This window comes from Pseudomonadota bacterium, from assembly GCA_039193195.1.
Taxonomy (GTDB): domain Bacteria; phylum Pseudomonadota; class Gammaproteobacteria; order Steroidobacterales; family JBCBZW01; genus JBCBZW01.
Genome location: JBCCWS010000022.1, coordinates 41743 through 58152, shown reverse-complemented (window position 1 = coordinate 58152; position 16410 = coordinate 41743). Strand labels below are relative to the sequence as shown.

General features: G+C 63.6%; 14 protein-coding genes. 4 read left to right on the top strand and 10 right to left on the bottom strand.

Features of this window, described 5'->3' with window-relative positions:
* The first annotated feature begins 417 nt into the window (after nt 1-417).
* Entirely contained in the window at nt 418-606 is a 189-nt protein-coding gene (locus tag AAGA68_16755) for a hypothetical protein (GenBank protein MEM9386712.1), read from the top strand.
* A 245-nt stretch (nt 607-851) separates the two neighbouring features.
* Here the strand turns inward: AAGA68_16755 and AAGA68_16750 are convergent, their stop codons facing one another.
* Both AAGA68_16750 and AAGA68_16745 read right to left on the bottom strand, forming a co-directional pair.
* Nucleotides 852-2273: an SUMF1/EgtB/PvdO family nonheme iron enzyme gene (locus tag AAGA68_16750; protein MEM9386711.1), complete on the bottom strand. Its 1422-nt coding sequence runs from the start codon at nt 2271-2273 to the stop codon at nt 852-854.
* Between the two features lie 633 nt (nt 2274-2906).
* Nucleotides 2907-4619, bottom strand: a complete 1713-nt coding sequence (locus AAGA68_16745) for a hypothetical protein (protein ID MEM9386710.1) — start codon at nt 4617-4619, stop codon at nt 2907-2909.
* Nucleotides 4620-4913: 294 nt separating this feature from the next.
* Between AAGA68_16745 and AAGA68_16740 the strand changes: the two genes are divergently transcribed.
* Nucleotides 4914-7574 (top strand): thrombospondin type 3 repeat-containing protein, encoded by a 2661-nt coding sequence (locus AAGA68_16740; GenBank protein MEM9386709.1) that lies wholly within the window; start codon nt 4914-4916, stop codon nt 7572-7574.
* 99 nt (nt 7575-7673) lie between these two features.
* Here AAGA68_16740 and AAGA68_16735 read toward each other — a convergent pair whose 3' ends face one another.
* The 7 genes from AAGA68_16735 to AAGA68_16705 all read right to left on the bottom strand — a co-directional run bounded on the left by AAGA68_16735 (nt 7674) and on the right by AAGA68_16705 (nt 14564).
* Nucleotides 7674-8282, bottom strand: a complete 609-nt coding sequence (locus AAGA68_16735; protein ID MEM9386708.1) for a heme-binding protein — start codon at nt 8280-8282, stop codon at nt 7674-7676.
* A gap of 415 nt (nt 8283-8697) precedes the next feature.
* Nucleotides 8698-9918, bottom strand: a complete 1221-nt coding sequence (nqrF, locus tag AAGA68_16730) for an NADH:ubiquinone reductase (Na(+)-transporting) subunit F (GenBank protein MEM9386707.1) — start codon at nt 9916-9918, stop codon at nt 8698-8700.
* Nucleotides 9919-9931: 13 nt separating this feature from the next.
* A complete protein-coding gene (gene nqrE, locus AAGA68_16725) occupies nt 9932-10540 on the bottom strand; it encodes an NADH:ubiquinone reductase (Na(+)-transporting) subunit E (protein ID MEM9386706.1) in 609 nt (202 codons plus the stop codon).
* Nucleotides 10540-11193, bottom strand: coding sequence for an NADH:ubiquinone reductase (Na(+)-transporting) subunit D (locus tag AAGA68_16720; protein MEM9386705.1), 654 nt, complete (start codon nt 11191-11193; stop codon nt 10540-10542). Before AAGA68_16720 ends, nqrE begins: the two co-directional genes overlap by 1 nt.
* Complete coding sequence (locus AAGA68_16715) at nt 11193-12014, bottom strand: Na(+)-translocating NADH-quinone reductase subunit C (protein ID MEM9386704.1); 822 nt, start codon at nt 12012-12014, stop codon at nt 11193-11195. Before AAGA68_16715 ends, AAGA68_16720 begins: the two co-directional genes overlap by 1 nt.
* Nucleotides 12007-13206, bottom strand: a complete 1200-nt coding sequence (locus AAGA68_16710) for an NADH:ubiquinone reductase (Na(+)-transporting) subunit B (GenBank protein ID MEM9386703.1) — start codon at nt 13204-13206, stop codon at nt 12007-12009. The genes AAGA68_16715 and AAGA68_16710 overlap by 8 nt, the downstream gene beginning before the upstream one ends.
* Nucleotides 13207-13211: 5 nt before the next feature.
* Nucleotides 13212-14564: a Na(+)-translocating NADH-quinone reductase subunit A gene (locus AAGA68_16705; protein MEM9386702.1), complete on the bottom strand. Its 1353-nt coding sequence runs from the start codon at nt 14562-14564 to the stop codon at nt 13212-13214.
* 351 nt (nt 14565-14915) lie between these two features.
* Between AAGA68_16705 and AAGA68_16700 the strand changes: the two genes are divergently transcribed.
* Together AAGA68_16700 and nqrM are read left to right on the top strand one after the other, a co-directional pair.
* Nucleotides 14916-15884 (top strand): FAD:protein FMN transferase, encoded by a 969-nt coding sequence (locus tag AAGA68_16700; protein ID MEM9386701.1) that lies wholly within the window; start codon nt 14916-14918, stop codon nt 15882-15884.
* Nucleotides 15885-15896: 12 nt separating this feature from the next.
* Nucleotides 15897-16127 carry a (Na+)-NQR maturation NqrM gene (nqrM, locus tag AAGA68_16695; protein MEM9386700.1) on the top strand — a complete coding sequence of 77 codons (231 nt, stop codon included), beginning with the start codon at nt 15897-15899 and terminating at the stop codon, nt 16125-16127.
* Between the two features lie 13 nt (nt 16128-16140).
* Here the strand turns inward: nqrM and AAGA68_16690 are convergent, their stop codons facing one another.
* Nucleotides 16141-16329 carry a hypothetical protein gene (locus AAGA68_16690; GenBank protein MEM9386699.1) on the bottom strand — a complete coding sequence of 63 codons (189 nt, stop codon included), beginning with the start codon at nt 16327-16329 and terminating at the stop codon, nt 16141-16143.
* Between the last annotated feature and the right edge of the window lie 81 nt (nt 16330-16410).

The window sequence follows — 16410 nt, the reverse complement described above, 5'->3', positions numbered from 1 at the left end:
AGAACGTTGACTTCTGCACCTTCGATAAGGAATTTGCATAGCCGGTTAGTCAAAAATCCACAGTCACTATTGATATCATTGAGTTGCCACACGGGAGTGGTCTGCGCTTGTGCTAGTCTCGCGAGGCTGGAGAGAGGGACCAAGGAGCATGCGATTTCGCAATACAATACTTCGAACGGCCCAAAGCCATCTTAATCCCCTACTTTAGACCGCAAGAAAGTGACGATGGTGAGTCATTCTAGATCCGCGCTATTCGTTCTCTTATGCATGGCCTGCCGCACAGCAGTAGCGCGAGTGTATGCAGTCTGTTGGGTCGGGCAGGCCATCGAAGGGCGTAATGAAAGGAGCGAAAGTTTCTCTTCGCTACTAGTGAGTGATGTCATTGCAGACCCCGGTTGCGGTAAAGACAGCGCTTGCGTGATTGAAATACATGAGCAATGGCGCGCATTCCTCGACAAGACCTATGACTTCCAACTCAAGAGTGAACTTCCCGGCAGGAAGCTCACTACACGTTGCGGTAGACTAGATAAGCACGACGCGGCACTCGAACTGATTCGAGCAGAGATCTCCAACGGCGCCATTCCCACGGGTTACTCCGGCGGCTAAGAAACAGCTCTTCGCAAAAGCTACGCCGTCGGCGACTGCAGCCCCGGCCTGAGAGCGCACGTTCCCGGCGTGCGCCACGGGGTTTACAACCTAGCTCCCTCAGGGCGTGCATCTGCACTACCTCCGCATGGCCTCGATCCGATACGGCTCGAATGCCCCCGACAAAATGATCAGATAAAAGAAGAGAGGGCCGGCTGCTCTGTGAGCCCCTTGAGCAAGAAGGTGAACCCGTCCCCTCAGTTTCGTTATCGAACTGGTGCGAGCACTACACGAAATCCGATGTCGATGGAAGCGGAGATGGTCATCGCACTACGACGAGCCGCTGAGCGCGCGTCTTTGCTCGACAGGGACCAGCTGCCACCACGTATCACGCGCTCAGAACCGCCTGGAAGACTCTGGGGGTCGATCAACGCCCCGGGGGGGTAGGAGGCTGCATAGGCGTCCAATACCCATTCAGCCACATTGCCGTGAACATCATAAAGGCCCCAAGGATTGGGTAACTTAAGGCCCACTTCCCTCGTTTGACTACTGCTGTTGTCTGAGAACCAAGCATAGTCCCCCAAGTCTGAAGGAGAGTTATCGAAACTGTAAGCCGTCACCGTGCCCGCCCGGGTTGCGTATTCCCATTCCGCTTCGGTGGGCAAGCGATACTCCCAATCGGTCGGGATGTTTCCGGCTGCTCGCTCGTCTGAAGTGAGTGCTAAGCAGTAGAAGATCGCGTCATTCCAACTTACCTGCTCAACTGGCTGATCCAGACTGTCGGTGAAGAAGCTGGGGTTGAGTCCTATCAGATTCAGGTACTCTCGTTGGGTCACCTCATGAATACCGATCCAGAACCCACTGAGAATCGAAACAGTTACCTGCCGTCCACCAGCGCCAGCAGTATCGTCTTCGTCCGAATCCCGACCCTCTTCAGCCTGCGGGCTGCCCAAGTTGAACGACCCAGGGCTGATCCATGCCATGTTTGCTGGCAAGGGTATGTCTGTCGAGTCCAAGAGGGACGCCAGTTCCACAGTGTTACCGTCTTCAATGCTCAATTCGGTGCCATTGACGCTCAACGTCTGGTCATCGGGACCAGCCGGTCCCTGGGGTCCGGTGTCGCCGATGGGTCCTTGCGGCCCGGTGTCACCTGGGGGCCCTTGAGGTCCGGTTGCGCCGGCGGGTCCTTGCGGTCCGGTTGCGCCGGCGGGTCCTTGCGGTCCGGTGTCACCGGGGAGACCCTGAGGCCCAGGTGCGCCAACAGGTCCCTGCTCGCCCTGAGGGCCAGGTTCGCCCTGAGGGCCAGGTTCGCCCTGAGGACCGGGGTCGCCTTGTGGCCCAACCATGCCGATCGTCAAATTGAAATCATCAGTGCCGCTGCCGTCAGAGATGCGAAGAACGTAGTCAGTGCCACTGACCGCAGGCAGCTCACACACCACAACTAAATTCGGGGTTACGGGATCAGCCACGCAGCCCTCGAGGATGATATTGGGATTGTCGAGAAGTCTGATGTTGGGGACGTTGCCGTTTGCCCGCAGCAAGCCTGTACCAACGATGACAATTTGATTGGCGTCAGAGTCGACGGTTACGTTCCCGATTTTGGGTGGGTTGTTGTTGGCCCATGCACTCGAGACCGCCAAGGCACTGGAGGCGAAGAGGCTCAAGGTAGTTGCCCTGGGTGGTTTCATCTTGTCGCTCCCCTTTAACGCTGACTTGATTTTGCGTATGTCCCCTCTTCATACGAAAAGCGAGTGCAGATCCCCTCATGGATGCAGAGTCCGCGATCGAGATGGTGAGGCAGAGCGTGGCCCGGGTACGACTTCACCGCCCCCTCAGGCGATCCAGGGATGCGCCGCCGTATCAGCCCGCGATGCATCGCTCCTTGAGCCACTCGGGGGTGACGATGGGGCGACAGCGAGGGTGTCCATGCACAAGATCGGATACGTCTTGCTTGTTCGAAATTGCGGGACAGATCTCCCGAGTCTCTCTGATCTTACAGAACGCTGCCGCCACGCCTGCGGTGAGCCGGAGGGTGCAGCTCGAAGCGCACGTCGGCCTGGCCCTGCTCGAACGACGTCACAAGCAAGTGGTGCTGACCTCGGGGGCAAGTCGCTGCTCGGGTGAGCAAGCGCGCCTTCGATCGGCTCGCAAGCGCTATCGGTGGTTATGGTCGCAAGAAAGTAGGACATTCGGCTCTGGGCGTGCGCCGAACATCGGGTCAACCCGAACCTTGACTGCAACCGGGTCGCGTTGTGCCCGCAGCTCATCTCACTCACCTCCAGTAGGGACTGATGGCGAGCGGTGCTAACTTCACCCTAAGGCTATGGAGTTGGCAAGCGTCCAAACAGCACGTAGACCTGACCCACGTCCTCCCGGCCGAAGCGGTTTGCCTCTGTCGCCGCGAACGCGAAGTCCTCGATACCATCCCCGTTGATATCGCCAACGCCGCCCACGCCAACGGTCTCGTCGTCCTCGGCGATACCGCTCGCCGAGAAGCCCTCGCTGCCGTCCCCACCTTGCACCGGGAGCAGACGGAAGAGCGGTATGTCAGGCCCGGTGCGTTCCGTTCGGCCGTAGAGGACGTAGACCCGTCCGGCATCGACGTTGTCGCGCACATCCACCCGAGGGATGCCCACGATCACGTCTTGGAGTCCATCACCGTTGACATCTGCCGCGCCAATCCCGCTACCCGCCAGCTCGTTGTAGCCATTGCCGGCGAGCCGGTAGCCCTCTGAGCCGTCACCCCCGCGCTCGCCGGTCAGGAAGGTGATGCTGAACGCTGGCTCGAAGGGCTCGACCTTACCGAACAACACGTAGGCCGACCCGCGGCGGAGGTTGCCGACGTAGGCGAAGGGTTCGCCGACGATGAGGTCGTCAAGCGAATCACCGTTGATATCGCCGCCCTTCACCACCGTGACGCCGTCGATCAGGTTGCCTTCGCGGACGGTGAAGCCGTTGGCACCGTTCAGTGATCTCAGGGGCAGACGCGCTGGCAGATTGCGTCGACCGAACACGACGGCCGTGGGACCGGGGCTCAGGAAACCGGTGATGTCGATGATGAGATCTTGCAGGCCATCGCCATTGATATCCCCGGCAGGGCCGACGCGACTGCCAGCCCGATCAAGATCGTTGGTGCCCTCGATCACCAAGCCCTCGCTGCCATCGCCACCGTTGTCCGCCCGCAAAGTCCCCAGCTCGAAGCGGATCGGGAAGCCCTCGGCGCGACCGTACACCACGTAAGCCACGCCACGTGAGGAGCCTTCGACACTCTCGTCCGACGCTCCCACGACGAAATCATCGATGCCATCCCCGTTCATATCGCCGACGCCGGAGACGGCCGTCCCCGTACTGGCAAGATCCTCCACCCCCACGAGCTCGAAGCCTGTCGACCCATCACCGCCTCCCTCGGCGCTGAGCGATGCGAGATCGATCTCGGCCGGGAAGCCGTCCGAGCGGCCGTAGAGCACGTAGGCGACCCCTGGGGCAATGTCACCGTCTTCTCCCCGGCGATTGCCGATGATCACATCGTCGATTCCGTCCGCGTTCACATCACCGGCGGATGCGATCACGCTCCGCTGATTGCCGCCCTCCGACGGGTCGATGATGACGAAACCGCGAGACCCATCACCGCCGGCCGCCGGCCGGAGCGCATCGACAGACAAGAAGGGAGGGAACCCGGAGGAGTCGCCGAAGAGCACGAACTTGTCTCGTCCGGACGGCAAGATGAGATCGTCGATGCCATCCCCATTGAAATCGCTATGCGCGGGGACGGCGGATAGGAATCCATCCGTATCGAGGCTCGACCCCGACACGACGAAGCCAGCACTCCCGTCACCACCGGTGAACGGCAGGAGGCTCGCGAGTTCGATGACAGGCGGAAATGCGGCGTTCGCGTCTGCGTCAGCCCGCGGGCCCGGGGCCGCGGCGGTCCCCGAAAGCGAGAGCCCTGCCAGCATGGAGACCACGGCTGAGGTACCCAGGGCCCTCCTCACTGCCGCTGCGATACAGAGTTTTCTTGTGGTGTCGGTCGACATGGCTCCCTCCCTGGCGCCGGATGCTCGATTTCGGTGTTGTCGTTTAGCCTTCGCGCAGTGCGACACGGTGACGGCCTGCCAGTCTAACTGACGACCGAATGGCAATGAACAGAGTCAATCCCCTGGCGAACCCAGGCGGCGACGGTTTCGGGCATCCGTCTCCCCGTCAGCGGGGACCTTGGCGAAGGCAAAGCGTGCGCATCTAGATCACTTAGTCGCGGCCACGCGTAGGAGTAGGTAGGAGAGGTGGAACAGCCTGCGCTTAGCACTTCTCGCTCATGGAGGAATCGATCAGTGACCAACCGCAAATGGACAGTCTGTGGCGGCCTCTGCCTGCTCACCCTCAAGCTCGCCGTGGCGCAACCCCCTGCTGACGACGACCCCGTTGCCCAGGACTTGGCGTTCGGGCAAGCCCTGACGGATCTCCTAGCGCAGAGCACCGGGCCTACCAGCCTGGAGGTGACCGATGCCCGGCCCCAAGTCATCACCGGGACCTTTCCCGCTGAGGGTAGCGACGCCCTCGAGCGAAGCCTCGGCTTTCTCGAACAGCACGCCACCGCGTTACGCCTCGCGGCCCCAAGGCAAAATCTGTTTCCCCGTCGTCACAGCGGCCCCCACCTGGAATTCGGGCAACTCATCGACCAAACTCCTGTGTTCGGCGCCTCGATTGCCCTGCACGGTGATTCAGCAGGGAACGTCACCGCCGTGCGCGGCCGCTGGGTGACCGAGCCAGTCGCCCTAGACCCGCCAGCGCTCCTACCGCAACAGACGCTCACTGCTCTGCCCGCAGGGGTCAGCGCCATCGCCCTGCCTCGCCTGCGCTACTTCGATCCGTCGATCCTGAACCCCGCGTTCGAAAGCACCGCCCAGTGGGTCTATCGCGTGCCGACCCGCGGCGAGGACGGGAGTGACTACCCGGGTCCCTGGATCCTACTGATAGATGGCCACACGGGTGATGTGGTGCGCGCGTACCCGGAGCGGCGTGATGCGAAGGCCTTTGAGGTGTTGAGTGCCCAGCACTCCACGGCCACGGATTGCTGGGCCGCCCTATCGCGCAGCGACGGTCTGCCGCGTTCGTGGTTCGACGCCTCTGGCGCCACCGCTGGCTACCCCGGCGTGCTGCCCGACCCCGTGTTCGATAACAACTTCGACCCGCTGGACTTCAACTTTGGCGACTACTTGCTGGACGGGCAGGCAGTGTTCGACGGCGTGAACACCACCTGGGACTGGTTCGACACGACCTTCGGGGTGGAGGGGTGGACCGGCGATGCGCCTGAGGGCCTGGTCTACTACGGCAACTTGCTCTTGGCGTTCGGCCCCGTCGCCGCCTACGACCCTCGCTGCGATCACATGCTGTTCGCGGCCCTGACTACCGACACTGACGTGATCGTCCACGAGTACACGCATGCACTCAATATTCGCTACGCAGACTTCGTCTACGAGAACGAGTCCGGTGCTCTCGACGAGAGCTACTCAGACCTCATGGCGGCCTTCCAAGCCAATGACTGGGTGATCAACAACTTCGACGTTGTCGTGCGCGATCTCGCGAACCCGAGCGCCTCGGGCAATCCGGACCACATCAGTGGACGCCAGCCCAACACGACTACCCCTAACTCGAACAACAACCGAGGCGGCGTTCACTTCAACTCCACGATTCCGTCGAAGGCCGCCCACCTAATGGTATTCGGTGGAACGCACCGCGGCGTTAGCGTGACGGCCATCGATGAACCGCGCACGGAGCAGCTGCTGTTCGAAGTGCTGCGCTTGTGGCTGAGTCCGACGTCCACCTTCGAGGACCTGCGTGACGCCGTCGTCGCCCAGGCCAGCGCGTGGCAGCGCAGTGGCACCCACGGGTTCACGAGCAGCCACGTATGCGCCGTGATCAAGGCCTATCACGCCGTTGGTCTAGGGCCCAACGACAGCAACTGCGATGGCCTCGACGATGACCAGAGCACCGACACGGACTTCGACGGCATTCCTACGGTACGTGATAACTGCCCCACCGTGCGAAATCCGAGTCAAGGCGACGTCGACGGCGATCAGCTCGGCGATGCCTGCGACCCAGATCGCGACGACGACGGCTCGGGCAATGCCGTCGACAACTGTCCCAATCGGGCCAATCCGGGGCAAGAAGACAGCGACGGCAACGGGGTTGGCGACCGGTGCCAAGACCTTGACGGGGACCGATACATCGACATCGAGGACAACTGCCCAACCCGCTACAACCCCCGCCAAACTGACAGCGACTGGGACGGTATCGGCGATGTCTGCGACGACGATGTTGACGGCGACGGCGCCCCCAACACCAGCGATAACTGCCGCCTGATCGCCAACACGGCGCAGCTGGACGATGACGGCGACGGCGCTGGCGACGTCTGCGACAATTGCCCGGGCATTCCCAACCCCACGCAGCTCGACACGGACCGCGACGGCGACGGCAACGAGTGCGACCTGGATGACGACAACGACATGCATCCGGACGGCGCCGACAACTGCCCCCGGACCTACAACCCGGACCAGCTGGACACGGACAGCAATGGCCTCGGTTTTGCCTGCGACTTCGCCGAGCAGTACCGCGTGCGCGGCTACACGGACATGGACATCCTGACCTTGCACCTGCGCCTGGATGATCTTGACCGGATGGCCCACGTGCCAATTCCCTCATGCATCGAGTGCCCGCCGTGGCTCTCGGAGGACTTCATGATGGAGCTGACCGTCACCCTAGAGGTGCCTGGGCAAGTGCGGATAGTGGATGACCTAGGGCGCGTGCTCGCAAAGTCGGGGGAGGGACTGACCCACGTGCTGAGCTTCAAGCCAGACCCGTCGAGTCACTATGGGTCAATCCCCGAGGAGGCGCTGCGCGTGAGCGAGTACTACATGGAGATCCTGCCCGACGACAGCATCGGCGTTGGCGACTCGTTCGAAGCGGAGGTCGAGTACCGCCGCATACCGTAGGGTTCTTGAAGCAGCTAGCGGCGTTTCCAGCAGACGAGCGGAGAAATTCACGCGATCGGGCGGTATTCGTGGCCCCGCCGACACGCGAGGGGAGGTTCGCTACGGACCCGCAGTGCGCCCTGGTGCGTCGAGGTCGACCTCGACAACGGCTTCATTGCGGCGTAGGGGCCCAATCGTAAACGGGCCGTTGTACACCGCCTGCACTGGCGCTCCCACCGTGGCGATACGCTCGTGGGCGAGCGCAGCCTCGAGGCGCTGCGCGTGTTCGAGGAAGCGCTTCTCGCCGGTACTGCCGGAGTAGCGATAGGCGGCCACCGTGCGCGACGGGACCGTGTGCAGACTCACCAGCGGATGGCGCGGCACGGGCAGCTGCTCGAGCGTCGCCCCCGGCGGCATCACGAACTCCATGGTCCACGCGTTTGCGCGCTCGGCGCGCTTGGGGTCGGAGAAGACCGGGACGGTCATCGCAATCTTCTCGCCCTCACTTCGGTCGCCCGCGCTCTGGCTCACCGGCGTGGTCATGGCGATCTCTTGGCGCCGCGTATTGTTGCCGGAGATAAAGCGGAACAAGCGACCGAAGGCTTGACGGCGAGCGGCGTTGAAGTTGCCTTCGACGGTGGTTTCGGCCACGACGTAGGCGTCGTAGCGGCGAATCTCGATAGTGCCAAGAGTGTCGATCACCTCGTAGGCGGGTTCTTCCGTAGCCAAGGCGAGGCCTCCAACCAGCGGGGTTTGGGCGAGGAGGAAGAGCGCAGGTAAGCGCGAACGGAGAGACTGGGAGCGCATCAGCCTGGCCCTTTGAGCTTTACGGTGGCACGGGAGGGTTCGCCCTGGGCTGCGTGCCGGTTGCGTCCGTGCGTCTTGCTTTGGGAAGTGACTGGCCGCGGAGTGCTGCCATGTCAGGTGACGATCGGTCCGCGGGTCGGGGCGTCGCCAGGGAAGCGGCCTAGGGAGCCCTCGTTGCGCTCGGCTCGGTGAGGGTGACGAATAGCGTAAGGAGGCCCTACCTTACCGAACACAGCACCGGTGCCCGCAGTGCTCTACGCAATCGCCATCGATCGTGCGGATGCTGTACCTGGATTTCGAAGGAGCTTGCGGGCAGGACGCGTACCGCTACCGACATTCACCCACCGAAGTCATCTAGCATGATGTCCTCCCGATCCACTCCCAGATCGAGCAGCATGTTGATCACCGACTTATTCATGATCGGCGGCCCACACATGTAGAACTCGCAATCCTCAGGCGCCGGGTGGTCCTTCAGGTACTCCTCGAACAGCACGTTGTGGATGAACCCCGTGTAGCCCTCCCACTCATCCTCGGGCAGCGCATCTGACAGGGCGACGTGCCAGTCGAAGTTCGAGTTGCCTTCCGCCAACCCATCGAAGTCTTCGACGAAGAACATCTCACGCTTGGAGCGCGCGCCGTACCAAAAGCTGATCTTGCGATCGCTGTGCAAGCGCTTGAGCTGATCGAAGATATGACTGCGCATCGGCGCCATCCCCGCGCCGCCGCCGACGAATACCATCTCCTTGTCCGTATCGCGCGCGAAGAACTCGCCGAACGGCCCAGAGATCGTCACCTTGTCGCCGGGCTTCAGGTTGAAGATGAACGACGACATCTTCCCCGGCGCAATCCCCTCGCTGCCGGGCGGCGGTGTCGCGATGCGCACGTTGAGCATGATCATGCCCCGCTCTTCGGGGTAGTTGGCCATGGAGTAGGCGCGCTCGATGGGCTCGTTCACCACGGACTCGTACTGCCAGAGGCTGAAGCGGTCCCAGTCCTCGCGATACTCCTCGCCCACGGCGAAGTCCTCGTAGCGCACGTGGTGGGGCGGGGCGGCGATCTGGATGTAGCCGCCGGCGCGGAAGTTCACGTCCTCACCTTCGGGCAGCTTGAGGACGAGGGCCTTGATGAAGGTGGCGACGTTCTCGTTCGACACCACCTCGCACTCCCACTTCTGCACCCCGAAGACCTCTTCGGGCACCTCGATCTGCATGTCCTGCTTCACCGCCACCTGGCAGGAGAGGCGATCGCCGCACGAGGCTTCGCGCTTGGTGATGTGGCTCTCTTCCGTGGGGAGGATGGAGCCGCCGCCGCTGTGGATCTTCACCCGGCACTGGGCGCAGGTGCCGCCGCCGCCGCAGGCCGAGGGCACGAACAGCTTGGCGCCGGCGAGGGTCTGCAGCAGCTTGCCGCCGGCGGGAACGGAGATGGTCTTCTCGCCGTTGATGGTGATGTTGACATCGCCGGTGGAGACCAGGCGCGAGCGGGCGAGGAGGATCATCGCGACCAGGGCGCTCACGATCACCGTGAACAGCACCATGCCGAGGGTAAAGGTTTCCATAGGTTGAGAGGCCTTAGAGTTTCACGCCGCTGAAGGACATGAAGGCGAGGGCCATGAGGCCCGCGCTGATAAAGGTGATGCCGAGGCCCTGCAGGCCGTCGGGCACATCCGAGTATTTTAGCTTCTCGCGTACGCCCGCCATCGCGGTGATCGCCAAGGCCCAGCCGAAACCGGATGCGAGGCCGTAGGTCAGCGATTCGGCGAAGTTGTAGTCGCGCTCCACCATGAACAGGGAGCCGCCGAGGATTGCGCAGTTGACGGTGATCAGCGGCAGGAACACGCCGAGGGCGTTGTAGAGCGGTGGGAAGTACTTATCTAGCACCATCTCCAGGATCTGCACCAGTGCTGCGATGACGCCGATGTAGGAGATAAGTCCCAGGAATGTGAGGTCGACCTCGGAGAAGCCTGCCCACGCCAGGGCGCCCGGGGCGAGCAGGTGGTTCAGGATCAGGTTGTTGGCGGGCACGGTGATCGCCTGCACGATCATCACCGAGATGCCAAGGCCGATGGCGGTGGAGATCTTCTTTGAGACGGCGATAAAGGTGCACATGCCGAGGAAGAAGGAGAGGGCCATGTTCTCGACGAAGATGGCCTTCACCGCCAGGGAGAGGAGCGCTTCCATCAGTGGGCCTCGACGGACTGGATCTCGTACTCGCGCTCTTCCACCTGCGCCGGCTTCCACGCGCGCACGGCCCAGATCAGCAGGCCAATCACGAAGAAAGCCGAGGGCGGCAGGAGCAGCAGCCCGTTCGGCACGTACCAACCGCCGTTGTGCACCGTCTCGAACACGGTGGTGCCGAACAGGGTGCCGGAGCCGAACAGCTCGCGGATAAAGCCGACCAGCATTAGGATCAGGCCGTAGCCGAGGCCGTTGCCGATGCCGTCGAGGAAGGAGGCGATCGGCGGGTTCTTCATGGCGAAGGCTTCGGCCCGCCCCATGACGATGCAGTTGGTGATGATGAGCCCAACGAACACGGACAGGGTCTTCGACACCTCGAAGGCGTAGGCCTTCAGGATCTGATCGACCAGGATCACTAGCGAGGCGATGATCACCATCTGCACGATGATGCGGATCGAACTGGGGATGTGATTGCGCAGCATCGAGATGAACATGGAGGAGAAAGCGGTCACCAGGGTCACGGCGATCGACATCACCAGCGCCACCTTCAATGACGAGGTGACGGCGAGGGCCGAGCATATGCCGAGCACCTGCAGGGTGATGGGGTTGTTGTCGACCATCGGGTCGACCAGCAGTTCGCGTTGGGTCTGCGCCATCAGATGTCCTCCGTCTGCAGCTGGGCGAGGAAGGGCGCGTAGCCCTGGTCGCCCATCCAGAAGCGCACTAGGTTGTCGACGCCGCGCGAGGTGAGCGTGGCGCCGGACAGGGCGTCGATGTGGTAGTCCGCGCCCGCGGCCGGTTGGTTCTTGGCCACGGTGATTCGCAGCTCGCCGCCGTCGTCGCGCAGGCGCTTGCCCCGCCAGAGCGACTTCCAGCGCGGGTTGTCCACCTCGGCACCGAGGCCTGGGGTTTCACCGTGTTCATAGAACTGTAAGCCGTACACGTCGTTGCCGTTCTCTTCGAGGGCGATGAAGCCATACAGGGTGGACCACAGGCCATAGCCGTGGATGGGCAGGATCACCTTGTCGAGCCTGCCCTCATCGTCGCGCAAGAGGTAGACCGTGACGTAGCGACCTTGGCGACCGATGGACGCCGGGTCCTCGCCGTCGAGGGCGATGGAGGTGGCGGGATCGTCGGCGGCGGCGCGATCATCGAAGGTGGCCGGGTCGAAGACGTCGGTGAAGCGGCCTGTCTCTAATTCCAGCACCTGTGGTTCGAAGGCCGAGAAGGCTTCGCCGATGTCGATGCCCGGCTGGTAGCGCCCGGCCACCTGCAGGATGTTCACGTGCTTGTCGCGCAGGCGGTTCTGCTCCTGCATCGGCCGCAGGGAGACCGCCACGGCGGATACGACCATCGAGGCGGCCAGACACAGGGAGACGGCCACGAAGATCGTCTTCGGGATGGAGTCGGCGGGCAGGTTCAGAAACCGGCGAAGCGGCCCGGGCTGCCGCTGTGGCGGCGTAGGATCGTCAGGCATGTCGTTTGGCCCTTCGGGCGATGTTCGCCTGCACCACAAAGTGATCGATCAGTGGTGCGAAGACGTTACCGAACAATATCGCTAGCATCATGCCTTCCGGGAAGGCCGGATTGATGACGCGGATCATCACCACCATGAAGCCGATCAGGGCGCCGTAGACATAGCGCCCGAGGTTGGTGTGCGATGCAGACACGGGCTCGGTCACCATGAAGGCGAGGCCGAAGGCGTAGCCACCCACCACCAGGTGCCAGTGCCAGGGCATGGCGAACATGGGGTTGGTGTCCGAGCCGATCAGGTTGAGCAGGGTCGAGAAGCCGATCATGCCGGCCAGGCAGCCGACGATCAGGCGCCAGTTGGCGATCTTGGTGAACAGCAGGAATGCCAGGCCGATGAAGCAGGCGAGGGCCGAGGTCTCGCCGATGCAGCCTTGGATCGTGCCGAAGAACGCGTCCAGCCAGGTGATGCCCTGGTCGGCGAGGGCGTCGACGCCGTCCGAGGCGGACACGGCCAGGGCGGTGGCGCCGGAGAAGCCGTCGACGGGGGTCCAGATCGAATCGCCCGAGAGCTGGGCGGGATAGGCGAAGTACAGAAACGCGCGACCGGTGAGGGCGGGGTTCAAGAAGTTCTTGCCCGTGCCGCCGAACACCTCCTTGCCGATCACCACCCCGAAGGAGATGCCGAGGGCCACCTGCCACAGGGGCACGGTCGCCGGCATCGTAAGGGCAAAGAGCATAGAGGAGACCATGAAGCCTTCGTTCACTTCGTGCTTGCGCACGGTGGCAAACAGCACTTCCCACAGGCCGCCGGCGATCAGCGTCGTGAGGTAGATGGGAATGAAGTACAGCAGACCGTGCAGCACGTTGACGAGCGGGTTGCGCGGATCGAAGCCGATGCCGAGCCACTCGAGTAGCCCTGCGCGCCAACCGCTGGCACCGTAGTCGGCGATGGCGCCGTTTGCCTGCAGGCCCACGTTGTACAGCCCCACGAACAGCGCGGGTAAGGTGGCCAGCACTACGTAGGTCATGATGCGCTTCATGTCCACGTAGGAGCGCGCGTGGGGTGCGGCCGTGGTGACTGTCTTTGGCGTGTACAGGATGCTCTCGATCATCTCGTACAGGGGGAAGTAGCGTTCCCACTTGCCGCCCTGCTCGAAGTGCGGCTCGATGCGATCGAAGAAGGCACGGAGCTTCATGGCCATCAGCCCTCACGCTCGATCTTGCTGAGGCAGTCGCGCAGGGCCTGGCCGTACTCGTACTTGGCCGGGCAGGCGAAGCCGACCAGGCCGAGATCTTCCTCGTCGAGTTCCAGGGCGCCTAGGGCCTGAGCCGTATCTGTGTCCATTACCAGCAGGGCACGCAGCAGTTGGGTGGGGAGGTAATCCTGGGGCATCAATTGCTCGAAGGTGCCGGTGGGCACCATCGCGCGGCGCCCGCCATTCAAGTTGCTGGTGAGGGCGAAGACGCGCTTGGCGAGCGCCGAGCCCAACACCGGTTGAAACGCAAATTTGTCGGCCATGGGGCGGATCCAGCCGAAGGGGATCTGCTCGCGGTCCTCCTCGATCACCGTGACCTGGCGCGCGTAGCGGCCGAGGTAGGCCGTGGGGCCCTCGCCTGCGCGGCCGCTCAGCACGGAGCCTGAAATCAGGCGTGCGTCGGAGCCATCGTGAAGCTCGCCCGTGGTGAGGTCCATGAGGGAAGCGCCCATCACGGTACGTAGCAACCGCGGCGCTCGGCATAGGGGGCCAGCGAGGGCGATTACTCGCTCGCCGTCGAGGTGGCCTGACTGCAGGAGCCGACCGATGGCGATCACGTCCTGATACCCGATGGTCCAGACGGGGCGCTCCGCCGTGGGCGGGTGCAAGAAGTGGATATGCGTGCCTGGCAAGCCCGCCGGATGCGGGCCGCTGAAGGTCACCGCTTCCACGCCCGGGCCCAGATCGTCGGCGATGTCCGCGCCCTGGGGTTGGCAAAGGTAGGTCTTGCCGTCTTCGTCGCAAAGGCGGCTCACTGCGGTGAGCCCGGTGCGAAACGCCTCGGAGGCGTGCGCCAGGGTGTGCGCTGGGTCGGGCGCGAGGGGCTCGCTGTCCATGGCGTTGACGAAGATGGCAGCCGGCACCGCATCGAGCGCGGGCACCTTGGAGTAGGGGCGCGTGCGGAAGGACGTCCAGAGGCCGGCGGCCCCGAGGCGTGCGGCGAGGCCCTGGCGCGTATCGATGTCGCCCACATCGCTGAAGTCGACCGGTGGGGCGGCGCTCGGGTCCAGATCGACCTCGATACTGATCAAACGACGGCGCTCGCCGCGATTGATGGCGCGCACGTGACCGGCCGCTGGCGAGGTGATCATCGCGCCAGGGTTGTCTTTGTGCGCAAAGAGCGCGCTGCCGGCACCGACCGGATCGCCCTCCTGCACGCTGACGCGGGGTTTGAGTCCGAGGTAGTCGTCACCGAGCACGGCGACGGTCCGCACGGGGGGCGCCTCGCCGATGGCGTCGACCCTGGGGGCGCCGAGGATCGGGAGGTCCAGACCCTTTCTTAACATGAACTGCTTCAAGCCAACCTGACCGACGGAAGAGGAGTGGGGTGATATTGCGCGGCGACAATTATTTCGAACTCGCTGCTAAACTGGAAGCACTTGGTGCACATGAGTTTGCTCCACCGTGCGGCCCGACGCGGCCGCTCTCGGGCGGCCGGCCCGCCGAAACGTTTGCATTGAATACCCACATTGCCAAAAGAGACTCAGCGGACCTCGTCAAGATGGCCTGCAGCGCTTGACTCGAGACGTCGCGACACCGGTCGAATCGTACGGCGCGCGTATCCAGTCCGGGCGCTCGCCGCGGTCGCGTCCCTCGCCCTGATAGCCGCCTGCGAGGGGCCCATTCTGGGCGGTGCTAGAGACCGGACCTTGGTCGAAGTCTCCGGCGAGACCATGGGCACCTACTACAGTATTGCGCTGGTCGCCGAGCGCCATGACGCACCGAGCCCAAGCGCCTTGGGCGAGCTCGTCGAGCAATCGCTCATGCCGGTGACCACCCAGCTGTCGAATTGGTCCGATACCTCGGAGATTTCCCGCTTCAATGCGCTGTCGAGCACCGAGCCAGTCGCGATCTCCAAGGCGCTCAGCGAGGTGATGCAGGTGGCTCGCGAGGTGCACGAGCGCAGCCTGGGGTCGTTCGATGTCACCGTCGCGCCGCTGATCGAGCTATGGGGCTTTGGCGCCAGCGCGCCGCTCGCCCGCGCGGTGCCGACGAGCGAAGCCATCGATCGCGCCCTGCAAGCGGTGGGGCAGGCGCATTGGCTGGAGCTGCGTGCCGAGGCGCCGGCAACGCTCAGAAAGCGTCGACCTGAGACCTCCGTCTACCTGGCCGCCCTGGCCAAGGGCTACGGTATCGACACGGTGGCGCGCGCCCTTCGCGAGCAGGGGTGGCGTGACTTCATGGTGGAGATCGGTGGCGATATCTACGCCTCGGGCACGAACGTCCGGGGTGCTGCTTGGCGGATCGGCGTGGAGCGCCCGGAGGCGGGCCGGCGATCGGTGCACCAGGTCGTCGATGCCACCGACGTCGGCCTCGCCACCTCGGGCGACTACCGCAATTACTTCCAAGAGGACGGCGTGCGTTACTCGCACATTATCGATGCCACCACCGGCCGGCCGGTCACGCACACGACGGCTTCGGTCACCGTGGTCGCCGAGTCGGCTACCCTGGCGGATGCCTGGGCGACGGCACTGCTCGCCCTGGGGCTGGAGCGCGGCATGCCGGTGGCCGAACGCTGGGGCCTAGCCGCGTTGTTCGTTAGCCGCGATCCCACAGCAGCACAACACACCTTCATCACCGAGGTCAGCGAGCGCTTCGCTGAGCTCGACGCTAAGTGAGCTCCGCAGACGATGAGCACCTTCATACTCGCCTTCCTACTCTTGCTCCTGGTCGTGTTTGCCATGGCCCTCGGTGTGGTCTTCTCGGGCAGGACGATCAAGGGCAGCTGCGGCGGTTTGAACGCCGTGGCAGGGGCCGATCGCTGCCTGGTTTGTCAGCGCGAGATCGACCCAAACAGTCCGCTCAAGAACCGGCTCAATTGCCCTCGCACCCGCGGCGCCATCGAGCAGGCGCGCGACTGACTTAGTATCGCCGCTAGCCGCCAGGTGGCACTGCCGCGGACAGGGGAGCGAAGCCCAGGGCTAGCAGGGCAAGCGCGGCCACGGTGCCGTACAGCCAGGTTTGCCAGGCCGGTCCGCGGCGCTTCCACGTGCGGCGATACCGGTAGCCCGCCAGGCAGGCGAGTACGAACAGGGTGGTGGCGCTAAGTGGTGTGAGGTGCAAGGCGGGTGTTTCCTAGCGGCTCGTTCTTCGACTAAGCTCAAGTGTCCTTAGGAACGTTGCTCAGTCAAGCCAGCAGGGAAG

What these genes read in the sequence shown, in the direction of transcription:
- nqrE (MEM9386706.1), bottom strand. Translation starts at nt 10,540, where the DNA reads ATGGAAGCGCTCCTCTCCCTGGCGGTGAAGGCCATCTTCGTCGAGAAC.
- AAGA68_16720 (MEM9386705.1), bottom strand. Translation starts at nt 11,193, where the DNA reads ATGGCGCAGACCCAACGCGAACTGCTGGTCGACCCGATGGTCGACAAC.
- AAGA68_16710 (MEM9386703.1), bottom strand. Translation starts at nt 13,206, where the DNA reads ATGAAGCTCCGTGCCTTCTTCGATCGCATCGAGCCGCACTTCGAGCAG.
- nqrM (MEM9386700.1), top strand. Translation starts at nt 15,897, where the DNA reads ATGAGCACCTTCATACTCGCCTTCCTACTCTTGCTCCTGGTCGTGTTT.
- AAGA68_16745 (MEM9386710.1), bottom strand. Translation starts at nt 4,619, where the DNA reads ATGTCGACCGACACCACAAGAAAACTCTGTATCGCAGCGGCAGTGAGG.
- AAGA68_16715 (MEM9386704.1), bottom strand. Translation starts at nt 12,014, where the DNA reads ATGCCTGACGATCCTACGCCGCCACAGCGGCAGCCCGGGCCGCTTCGC.
- nqrF (MEM9386707.1), bottom strand. Translation starts at nt 9,918, where the DNA reads ATGGAAACCTTTACCCTCGGCATGGTGCTGTTCACGGTGATCGTGAGC.
- AAGA68_16750 (MEM9386711.1), bottom strand. Translation starts at nt 2,273, where the DNA reads ATGAAACCACCCAGGGCAACTACCTTGAGCCTCTTCGCCTCCAGTGCC.